The organism is Streptomyces roseicoloratus (assembly GCF_004117935.1).
GTDB classification, from domain to species: domain Bacteria; phylum Actinomycetota; class Actinomycetes; order Streptomycetales; family Streptomycetaceae; genus Streptomyces; species Streptomyces roseicoloratus.
This window is the reverse complement of record NZ_SDOY01000110.1, coordinates 126,855-137,194: the sequence shown is the minus strand read 5'-3', so window position 1 is coordinate 137,194 and position 10,340 is coordinate 126,855. Positions and strand designations below refer to the sequence as shown.

General features: G+C 73.6%; 8 protein-coding genes. 3 read left to right on the top strand and 5 right to left on the bottom strand.

Translation table 11 applies throughout. The annotated features are described in order from the left end of the window. Window positions 1–1,521: sensor histidine kinase (locus ESG85_RS13090; protein ID WP_128978730.1), on the bottom strand; the 1,521-nt coding region annotated here is incomplete at its 3' end. A 319-nt stretch (window positions 1,522–1,840) separates the two neighbouring features. On the opposite strand from ESG85_RS13090, the gene ESG85_RS13080 reads away from it, so the two are divergent. Beyond that, complete coding sequence (locus ESG85_RS13080; protein WP_128978725.1) at window positions 1,841–3,208, top strand: cation:dicarboxylate symporter family transporter; 1,368 nt, start codon at window positions 1,841–1,843, stop codon at window positions 3,206–3,208. Window positions 3,209–3,393: 185 nt separating this feature from the next. Here ESG85_RS13080 and ESG85_RS13075 read toward each other — a convergent pair whose 3' ends face one another. Then, on the bottom strand, window positions 3,394–4,281 hold the full coding sequence (locus ESG85_RS13075; protein WP_128978723.1) for an aldo/keto reductase: 888 nt from the start codon (window positions 4,279–4,281) through the stop codon (window positions 3,394–3,396). Beyond that, complete coding sequence (locus ESG85_RS13070; RefSeq protein ID WP_128978720.1) at window positions 4,281–5,192, bottom strand: NAD-dependent epimerase/dehydratase family protein; 912 nt, start codon at window positions 5,190–5,192, stop codon at window positions 4,281–4,283. Before ESG85_RS13070 ends, ESG85_RS13075 begins: the two co-directional genes overlap by 1 nt. A 44-nt stretch (window positions 5,193–5,236) precedes the next feature. Between ESG85_RS13070 and ESG85_RS13065 the strand changes: the two genes are divergently transcribed. After that, window positions 5,237–5,767, top strand: a complete 531-nt coding sequence (locus ESG85_RS13065; protein ID WP_128978718.1) for an Lrp/AsnC family transcriptional regulator — start codon at window positions 5,237–5,239, stop codon at window positions 5,765–5,767. 197 nt (window positions 5,768–5,964) lie between these two features. On the opposite strand, the gene thrS is transcribed toward ESG85_RS13065, so the two are convergent. Together thrS and ESG85_RS13055 are read right to left on the bottom strand one after the other, a co-directional pair. Then, window positions 5,965–7,200, bottom strand: a complete 1,236-nt coding sequence (gene thrS, locus ESG85_RS13060; RefSeq protein WP_128978716.1) for a threonine--tRNA ligase — start codon at window positions 7,198–7,200, stop codon at window positions 5,965–5,967. Window positions 7,201–7,387: 187 nt separating this feature from the next. Next, window positions 7,388–7,942, bottom strand: coding sequence for a DUF6817 domain-containing protein (locus ESG85_RS13055; protein WP_128978714.1), 555 nt, complete (start codon window positions 7,940–7,942; stop codon window positions 7,388–7,390). Between the two features lie 146 nt (window positions 7,943–8,088). Between ESG85_RS13055 and ESG85_RS13050 the strand changes: the two genes are divergently transcribed. Beyond that, on the top strand, window positions 8,089–10,329 hold the full coding sequence (locus ESG85_RS13050) for a HelD family protein (RefSeq protein ID WP_128978712.1): 2,241 nt from the start codon (window positions 8,089–8,091) through the stop codon (window positions 10,327–10,329). Window positions 10,330–10,340: the final 11 nt, after the last annotated feature.

Here is a 10,340-nt window from a genome sequence, read left to right as displayed (position 1 = left end):
GGGCGCGCGGCCGGCGGGCGCGTCGCCGTCCCCGGCGGGGGCCGCGAGGTGCGGCTCCGTGAGCGCCGGTTGCGTGAGAGTCCCGGTCGTGAGGTCCGAATCCGCGCGTGCGGCAGTGGTGAGCGCCGGCCCCGCGAGTGCCGTGGTCGTGAGGGCCGGTGTCGCCCCGTGCGGTGCGCCGCCCGCCGCCTCCACCGCGTTGTCGATGAGGTTGCCGAGGATCGTCACCAGGGCACGCGACGGCAGCGACACCGGCAGGACGCCGTCGTCTATGCGGCTGTCCTCCGTCAGGACCAGCTCCACGCCCCGTTCGTTGGCCTGTGCCGCCTTGCCCAGGAGCAGCGCGGCGAGGACCGGCTCGGCCACCGCGGTCACCACGCGGTCGGTGAGGGCCTGCGCCAGCTCCAGTTCGGCGGTGGCGAAGCCCACCGCCTCGTCGACACGGCCCAGTTCGATCAGCGAGACCACGGTGTGCAGCCGGTTCGCCGCCTCGTGGGCCTGGGAACGCAGCGCCTCCGTGAAGCCGCGCTCCGAGTCCAACTCACCCGAAAGCGCCTGGAGTTCGGTGCGGTCCCGCAGGGTGACCACGGTGCCGCGGCGCTCGCCGCCGACCACCGGGCGGGTGCTCAGGACCAGGACCCGCTCGTCCGTCAGATGCAGCTCGTCCACCCGTGGCTCCGACGACAGCAGCGCCCCGGTCAGCGGCGCGGGAAGGCCCAGCTCCGCCGCCGAGCGGCCCACCACGTCCTCGCCGCTCAGGCCCAGCAGCTCCCGCGCCCCGTCGTTGATCAGCGCGATCCGCCGCTGCCCGTCCAGCATGACCAGACCCTCGCGCACCGCGTGCAGCGCCGCCTCGTGGTAGTCGTGCATCCGGCTCAGCTGCGTCGCGTTCAGGCCCTTGGTGTGCCGGCGCAGCCGCGCGTTGATCACGTACGTGCCGGCCCCGCCGAGTGCCAGGGCCGCGCCCGCCATGCCGAGCAGCGCCGTCACCTGCTCGCGTACCTGCTGGCTGATCCGCTCGATCGTGATGCCCGAACTGACCAGGGCGATCACCCGGCCGCCCGCCCGGTCGTCGAAGACCGGCGCGACCGTGCGCACCGAAGGGCCGAGCACGCCCATGTGCGTCTCGGAGAAGGTCTCCCCGCGCACGGCGGGATCGATGTGCCCCATGTACGTCCGGCCGATCTGCTCCGGCTCCGGGTGCGTCCAGCGGGTGCCGTCCGGCGCCATGACCACCACGTAGCTGACGCCCGCGTCGCGCCGCAGCGCCTCCGCGTACGGCTGGAGCGAGGGCGTCGGGTCCGTCGTCCCCGCCGCGCGCGCCGCCGCCACCACCGCCGGCGAGGCGGCGACGGCCGTCGCGGTCGCCGTCGACTGCCGGCGCGCGGTCTCCTCCGCCTGGGCGCGGTCCGTCACGTACGCGAAGACCGCGCACCCGACGACGACGGCGGCCACGAGCACGACCTGCATCGCGAACAGCTGACCCGCGAGGCTGCGGGGACGGGGCAGGGGGAGGCGCATGCGAGCAAGTGTGCCTGGGGCGGTGTGCCCGCTCGTACGGCCTGCCCGAATCGTTCCGCTAACGAGACGAAGCCCGCCGCGGGCCCGCCCGCCGCTTCTCCGGCCCGGCGGACGCGCGCCCGCCGGGGACGGGGCCGTCGGGGACGGGGCCGTCGAGGGCGCGCCCGCCGGGGACGGGGCCGCCGGGGACGGCCCGCCGGGCCTCCCGTTCGTGTCGGCCGTGAACGAAACGTACGCAACCGTGACCCCGGTCACAGGGCTGGTGGATAGTCGCGGGGATCCACCGGGACGTGGACACCCCGAGTACGAGGAGGACCCCGTGGCCGCAAGACGGGACCGCACCCACTTTCTGTATCTGGCCGTGATCGGCGCCGTCCTGCTCGGCATCGTCGTCGGTTTCGTGGCTCCCGGCGTCGCCGTCGAGCTCAAGCCGCTCGGCACCGGCTTCGTCAACCTGATCAAGATGATGATCTCGCCGATCATCTTCTGCACGATCGTGCTCGGCGTCGGTTCCGTGCGGAAGGCCGCCAAGGTCGGTGCGGTCGGCGGCCTCGCCCTCGGCTACTTCCTGGTCATGTCCACCGTGGCCCTCGCCATCGGCCTGGTCGTCGGCAACATCCTGGAGCCCGGCTCCGGTCTCCACCTCACCAAGGACCTCGCCGAGGCCGGCGCCAAGCAGGCGGAGGGCGCGAGCGAGGGCACCGCCGACTTCCTCCTCGGCATCATCCCGACGACCCTCGTCTCCGCCTTCACCGAGGGCGAGGTGCTGCAGACCCTGCTCGTCGCGCTCCTCGCGGGCTTCGCGCTCCAGGCCATGGGCGCGGCGGGCGAGCCGGTGCTGCGCGGCATCGGACACATCCAGCGCCTCGTCTTCCGCATCCTCGCGATGATCATGTGGGTCGCCCCGCTCGGCGCCTTCGGCGCGATCGCCGCCGTCGTCGGCGCGACCGGCGCCTCCGCCCTGAAGTCGCTCGCCGTCATCATGATCGGCTTCTATGTGACCTGCGCGCTGTTCGTCTTCGTGGTGCTCGGCACGCTGCTCCGGCTGATCGCGGGCGTCAACATCCTGTCCCTGCTGAAGTACCTGGGCCGCGAGTTCCTGCTGATCCTCTCCACCTCGTCGTCCGAGTCGGCGCTGCCGCGGCTGATCGCCAAGATGGAGCACCTGGGCGTCTCCAAGCCGGTCGTCGGCATCACCGTCCCGACCGGCTACTCCTTCAACCTCGACGGCACCGCCATCTACCTGACGATGGCCTCGCTCTTCGTCGCCGAGGCGATGGGCGACCCGCTGTCCATCGGCGAGCAGATCTCCCTCCTCGTCTTCATGATCATCGCCTCCAAGGGTGCGGCGGGCGTCACCGGCGCGGGTCTCGCCACCCTCGCCGGCGGCCTCCAGTCGCACCGGCCCGAACTGGTCGACGGCGTCGGCCTGATCGTCGGCATCGACCGCTTCATGAGCGAGGCCCGCGCGCTCACGAACTTCGCGGGCAACGCCGTGGCGACGGTGCTGGTCGGCACCTGGACCAAGGAGATCGACAAGGCGCGGGTGTCCGAGGTGCTGGCCGGGCGGGTGCCGTTCGACGAGACGACGCTGGTCGACGACGGGCACGGCGGCGCCGGCTCGGCGGCCGGCGTTCCTGAGCGGCGGTACGACGAGGGCGAGGAGAAGGCGCGCGCCGGCGTCTGAACGGACTCCGGGTCCCGGGTCTTGAGCCGGATCCGGGGCCCGGTCCTCGCTTCCGGGGGCCGCCCGCCCCCGGGCGTCGAGGAGGGCCCGGGGGCCGCCCGCCCCCGGACCCTCCTCGGCCCCGCGGGTGGCGGCCCCGGACCCGGTCCCGCCGCCCTCGGCCCTCTGGGCCCCGCCGGCTCGGCTCAGTGCCCCGCGTTCAGTTCCGCCAGTTCCGCCGGAGTCAGGTGCAGGTCGGCTGCCTCGGCCGAGTCCCGGGCCGTTTCCGGGCGGCTCGCGCCCGGGATCGGGAGGACGTGGTCGCCGGGGTGGGACAGCAGCCAGGCGAGGGCCACGCGCTGGGGGGAGACGCCGCGGCTGCGGGCCACGCGGTGGAAGGCGGCGGAGCGGGGGTCCGTCTCCTGGGCCGAGGCACCGTCGAGCGAGCTGCGGGAGATGCCGCCGAGCGGGCTCCAGGGCAGGAAGGCGAGTCCCAGTTCGGCGCAGAGCCGCAGTTCGGGCTCGCTGTCCCGGACCGCGGGCGAGTACCGGTTCTGCACGGAGACGAGACGGTCGCCCAGGATCTGCCGGGCCAGCAGGATCTGGGTCCGGTCCACGTTGGAGACGCCCGCCATTCTGATCGTGCCCGCGTCGAGCAGCTCGCGTATCGCGCCGAGGGATTCGGCGTAGGGGACGGCCGGGTCCGGCTTGTGCAGCTGGTAGAGGCCGATCGCGTCGACGCCGAGCCGGCGGGCCGAGGCCTCCGCGGCGCGCCGCAGGTGCGCGGGTCTGCCGTCGACGGTCCAGCCGCCGTCGGCGCTCCGTCCGCGCCCGCCCTTCGTGGCGACGAACACGGCGTCGCGGTCGCCGCCGTACGTGGCCAGGGCCCGGGCGACGAGCCGCTCGTTGGCGCCGGTCACGCCGCCCGGCGGGTGGTACGAGTCGGCGGTGTCCAGCAGGGTCACGCCCGCGTCCAGGGCGGCGTGGACGGTGGCGAGGGCCCGGGCCTCGTCCGGGTGGCCCTCGATGGACAGCGGCATGGCGCCGAGACCGATCGCGCCGACGGTGGTGTCGCCGAGTGTGCGGTACCGCACTATGCCTCCTCGTTCGTCGTGGTCGCCCGCACCGTCTCGGCGATGGCCTTCCGCAGCCATTGCGAGGTGTGCGAGAAGCGGTATCCCAGGCTCTCCGCGCGGGAGTTGTCCATCGCGTACGCGCGGGAGAAGGAGAAGGGCGAGACCGTGCCCACCTCCGTGGAGCGGAAGACGGTGCGGCCGCCCGTCAGTTCCTCGATCGCGGCGCAGATGTCCGCCGTCGTCAGCGGGCCGTGGGAGTGCGCGTTCACCGGTCCGGTGAACTCCGCCTCCGCCGCCCACGCCAGGAACGCGGCGATCTCCTCCACGTACACATAGGTCGCCGCCCGGTTCGCCGCCGGCACGTCGATCGGTTCGCCCGCGGCGATCCGCCGGGCGTAGTGCCCGACGCGGCCGGTGAAGTCGTCCGCGCCGCCCAGGACGTGCGCCACCCGGACCGAGGTCCACGCGAACTCCGTGCCCGCGGCGAACACCGCCTCCGCCTGCCGCTTTCCCTCCCCGTAGTGCGCGCCGAGGAAGTCGGCGTCGTCCCAGGGCAGTCCGAGGTCCACCGGGACCGTCGACGGGTCGACGGCGGCCTCGGTGACCGGGGTGGCCGAGTCCTCGTACTCGTACACCTCCACCGTCGACGTCATCACATAGCGGCGGGTCCTGCCCGCGAAGACCCGGCGTGCGACGTCCGCCTGACGCGGCGTGTAGCAGACCTGGTCGATCACGACGTCGAACCGCCGCCCGGCGAGGGCCTTCCGCAACGCGGATTCGTCGTCGCGGTCGGCGGTCAGCGGGGTCGTTCCCTCCGGTGCGGGGGAGGAGCCGCGGTTCAGGACCGTCACGTGATGTCCCGCCGCGATCAGGCGGGTGACCAGGCGCTTTCCGAAGTAGCGGGTCCCGCCGATGATCAGAATCTCCATGCCTCCAGTGTTACGTTGGGTGATCGTCGACTGAAGGGGGAAACATGGGAGTCCAGGCCGTTCCACCGAAGGAACCGCGGTCCGCGCGGCCGAGCGCCGTCGAAACGACGGCAGGTGCCTTCGACCCCGTCGACCGGCAGATCCTGGACCTGCTCCAGAGCGACGGCCGCATCAAGCTCAGCGAACTCGGCCGCCGCGTCCGGCTCAGCCCCGCCGCCGTCGCCGAGCGGGTCCGCCGCCTGGAGGCCTGCGGCGCGATCACCGGCTACGGCGCGCAGATCGCCCCCGCCCGACTCGGCTACGGCATCCAGGCCTTCATCCGGGTCAACCCGCACGGCGGCTACAACCTCCGGCACCCGCGCACCCTCGAACTGATCGCCCGCCCCGAGATCCGCGAGGCGCACCACGTGGTGGGCGAGGACTGCTGGATCCTCAAGGTCGCGGTGACCGACACCGTCCACCTGGAGGAGATCCTGGAGCAGACCTCCGCCCTCGGCCGGACCACGACCTCGATCGTGCTGTCCTCGCCGGTGGAACGGAAGCCGCTGCTCCCGCCCGGCGCGCAACCCGGGTGAGGCGGCCGGCCCGTTCTGCCGGAACCGCTCCGGTGTACGAGACGCATGCGACGGTCCGGTGCCGCACCGAGGACGAGCGGAACCGGCTCGCCGCATGGGCGGCGGGCCGTGGCCGGCGCCCGGACTGCCCGCAAGCCGGCACCCAGGACCGCCGCGACCTCACCGAGCGTCTCCTGGCCGTGGTCGGCCCCGCTCCTCTAACCGGCCCACAGCCCGGTGGCGTGGGCCTCCACCGACTCCTTGATCCGGCCGAGGAGTTCGCCGACCGGCAGCGGATCCAGCCGCCGGCCGTCCCGGAGCCGTACGGACACCCGGTCGCCGGCCGCCTCCTTGGCGCCGATCACCGCCTGGTACGGGACGAGCCGGACGGCCCGGACGCGGGCGCCGAGGGTGCCCTGTTCGGGACCCACGACCTCGGCGCGCAGGCCGAGTCCGGCGGCCCGGGCGGCGACGCGGTCGGCGGCCTCGTAGGCGTCGTCCGAGACGGGCAGCACGGCGAGCTGGACCGGGGCGAGCCAGGCCGGGAAGGCGCCGGCGTGGCACTCCACGAGGTGGGCGACGGCGCGTTCGACGCTGCCGATCACGGAGCGGTGGATCATCACGGGACGGTGCCGGGCGCCGTCCGGGCCGATGTAGCGGAGGTCGAACTGCTCGGGCTGGTGGAAGTCGACCTGCACGGTGGACAGGGTCGACTCGCGGCCGGCCGGGTCGGCGACCTGCACGTCGATCTTGGGCCCGTAGAACGCGGCCTCGCCCTCGGCCTCCTCGTAGTCGAGCCCGGAGGCGTCGAGGACCTCCCGCAGCAGGGCGGTCGACCGCTCCCACATCCCGGGCGCGGCGACGTACTTGCCGCCCGGGCCGGGCAGCGAGAGCCGGTGGCGGACGGGCACGATGCCCATGGCCGCGTGCGCCTCACGGATCAGCCCCAGGGTGCCGGCCGCCTCCTCGGCGACCTGGTCGAGGGTGCAGAAGATGTGGGCGTCGTTGAGCCGGATGGCCCGCACCCGGGTGAGCCCGCCGAGGACCCCGGACGGCTCGGAGCGATACATCCCTCCCAACTCGGCCATGCGGAAGGGAAGTTCGCGATAGCTGCGGGCGCGGGAGCGGAAGATGACGGCATGGTGCGGGCAGAGGCTGGGCCGCATCACGAACTGCTCCGCGCCGACGTCCATCGGCGGGAACATGTCGTCGCGGTAGTGCGCCCAGTGCCCGGAGATCTCGTACAGCTCCCGCTTCCCCAGCACCGGCGAGTACACGTGGCGGTACCCGGCCCGCCGTTCGGCCTCCCGTACGTACTCCTCCAGCGCGTGCCGTACGGCGGCCCCGGCGGGCAGCCAGTACGGCAGCCCGGCGCCGATCAGCGGATCGGTGTCGAACAGCTCCAGCTCCCGGCCCAGCCTGCGGTGGTCGACGACGGCGGGGGACTCGCTCATGGTGGTTCCTCTTTCCGGTGGGGGAGCGAGTCCCCGGCCGGCACGGCGAAGCCCCGGGGCACTCGCCCCGGGGCTTCGGACAAAGACAGCTGTCAGCGCGCCGGGACACTCTCCGGCGTCGTCGTGAGATCGGCAGCGCGCTTCATGCCGCCGACGTTAACAGTGCCCCCGGGCGCCCCGCACCCGGTTATCCGCGCGGCGCGAGCACGGCCCGTACGTCCGCGAAGGCGGCGTCGGTCAGCAGGGGCCGCCAGCCGGTGAGGAGACGCAGCAGCGAGGCTCCCCAGCGGGTGCGGAATTCGGGATCGAGCGCCGCCAGGTCGAGTTCGTTGGCCGCGGTGATTTCGGCGAAGTCCGCCCGCCGGCGGGCGGACGGGACGAGGGTCTCACCGGTGAAACGGTCGCGGAAGGGGCCGGCCGGGTCGGGCAGGCCGGGGTAGGAGACGTCGCGGTCACAGCTCGCGTAGAAGTGGACCAGGTGTTCCGCCTCCTCGCCGATCGCCGCCGTCAGCTCCGCCCGGCGGTCCAGCGGGAGCAGGCTCTCGGCGAAGCCGTCCGTGCCGTAGAAGGCGTGGCAGAGGCCGGCCAGGCGGAGGGCGGGGCGGGCGCCCCAGGCGGCGAGGCGGTGCTCGACGCGGTCCAGGTGGGCGAGGAGGGTGCCGCCGGGGTGCGGCAGGGTATCGGCGCCGTGGGCGAGCAGCAGGGCGCGGGCCGCCGGGAACGGGGACACGTCATTCGTCATGAGGCACGAAAATACCCCGGACTAGAATTGACAGCCGGGGTGTTGGTCCACGTATATTGGTGAATTCCGTGTCTGGATCGCCATAGGGGCGCACGTGTAGACGCGGAGTACTTCACTAAACGCACCGTATCGCGCCGGGAGTCGAATTGTCAACCGAAGAATTTCGGAACGAACAGAAATTCATCACCGAGCTCTACGCGCGACTCGACGACCTGCGGGACCAGGCCGAGGCCGGTGTCGCGGCGGCCCTCGGCACGCCCGGCGCCGGCAACGCGCAGGCCCGCCTCGAGCGCGACGTGCTCGTCGCCGAGCGGTCCGGGCTGCTCGCCGCGCTCGACGCGGGCGAGACCGGGCTCTGCTTCGGACGGCTCGCCTTCCGGGACGGGCGCGACCACCACATCGGACGGATCGGCATCCGCGAGGACGACGCCCACCGCACGCCCCTCGTCGTCGACTGGCGCGCCGACATCGCCCGGCCCTTCTACCTCGCCACCGGCTACGAGCCCATGGGCCTGAGCCGGCGCCGCCACATCACCACCAAGGGCCGCGAGGTCGTCTCGCTCCACGACGAGGTGCTCGACCTCCACGACGCCACCCGCACCGGCCACGAGAACCGCGACGCCGACGAGGTCCTGCTCGCCGCGCTCGACGCCGCCCGAACCGGCCGCATGCACGACATCGTGCAGACCATCCAGGCCGAACAGGACGCCATCATCCGCTCCCCGCACCGCGGCGTCCTCGTCGTCGAAGGCGGCCCCGGCACCGGCAAGACCGCCGTCGCCCTGCACCGTGCCGCCTACCTGCTCTACGCGCACCGCGAGCAGCTCGCCAAGCGCGCCGTCCTGATCGTCGGCCCCAACCCCGCCTTCCTCGGCTACATCGGCAACGTCCTGCCCTCCCTCGGCGAGACCGGCGTGCTGCTCGCCACGCCCGGCGAGCTCTTCCCCGGCGTCCGCGCCACCGGCACGGAAACGCCCCGCGCCGCCGCCGTCAAGGGCTCGCTCCGGATGGCCGAGGCCCTGGCCGCCGCCGTACGCGACCGGCAGCGGGTGCCCGAGCGCGGCGAGCCGCTGGTCGTCCCGCACGAGGACGGCGACCTGGTCATCGACTGGGACATGGCCCTGGAGGCCCGCCACCGGGCCCGCGAGACCTTCCTGCCGCACAACCTCGCCCGGCCCTACTTCGTCTTCGCGGTCCTCGACGCCCTCGCCGAACAGCTCGCCGACCGCATCGGCGCGGACCCCTACGGCGGCCCCAACTTCCTCGGCCCCGACGACCGCGCCCTCCTCGCCAAGGGCGTCGCCGCCAACCCCGAGGTGCACGCGGCCCTCGACACCCTCTGGCCGCCGCTCACCCCGCAGGACTTCCTCGCCGACTACCTCGAAGACCCCACCCACCTCGACGACGAGGACGACCTGGCGGCGATCCGGCGGCCGGCAGGCGCGGCCTGGACGGCCGCCGACGTGCCGCTGCTCGACGAGGCCGCCGAACTCCTCGGCGAGGACGACTCCGCCGCCCGCGCCGCCGAGGAGGCCGAGCGGCAGAAGCGGATCCAGTACGCGCAGGGCGTCCTCGACGTCTCGTACGCCTCCCGCACCTACGAGTTCGAGGACAAGGAGGAGGTCGACAAGGACGCCTCCGAGGTGCTGTCCGCGCACGACATCATCGACGCCGAGCGCTTCGCCGAACGGCACGAGGAGGCCGACCACCGCAGCGCCGCCGAACGCGCCGCCGCCGACCGCACCTGGGCCTTCGGCCACATCATCGTCGACGAGGCACAGGAGCTCTCCGCCATGCTGTGGCGGCTCCTCATGCGCCGCAGCCCCACCCGCTCCATGACCCTGGTCGGCGACCCGGCGCAGACCGGCGACCCGGCCGGTGTCGGCGCCTGGGACGCGATCCTCTCGCCGTACGTCGAGGACCGCTGGGAGCTCGTCAGGCTCGGCGTCAACTACCGCACCCCGGCCGAGATCATGGCCGTCGCCACGGACGTACGGCGGGAGGCCGACCCGCACTTCGAGCCGCCGCGCTCGGTGCGCTCCACCGGCGTCGAGCCCTGGGACCGCACGGCCGAGGACCCGGTGAAGGAGGCCGCCGACGCGGTGGCGGCGGAGCTCCGGCCCGAGGGCCGGCTCGCCGTCATCGCGCCGGCCGGGCTGCACCCGGAGCTGATCGCCGCCCTGCCCGACGCCTCGTACGGCCCCGCGCCCGACCTGGCCCGGCCCGTCGTCCTGCTCGACCCGCGGCAGGCCAAGGGCCTGGAGTTCGACACCGTGCTCGTCGTCGACCCGGACGGCATCCGGGCCGGCGCCCTGCACGGCGTCAACGACCTGTACGTGGCGCTGACCCGGGCCACCCAGCGGCTGGGCGTGATCCGGCGGGCCTGAGGGCCGGGGCA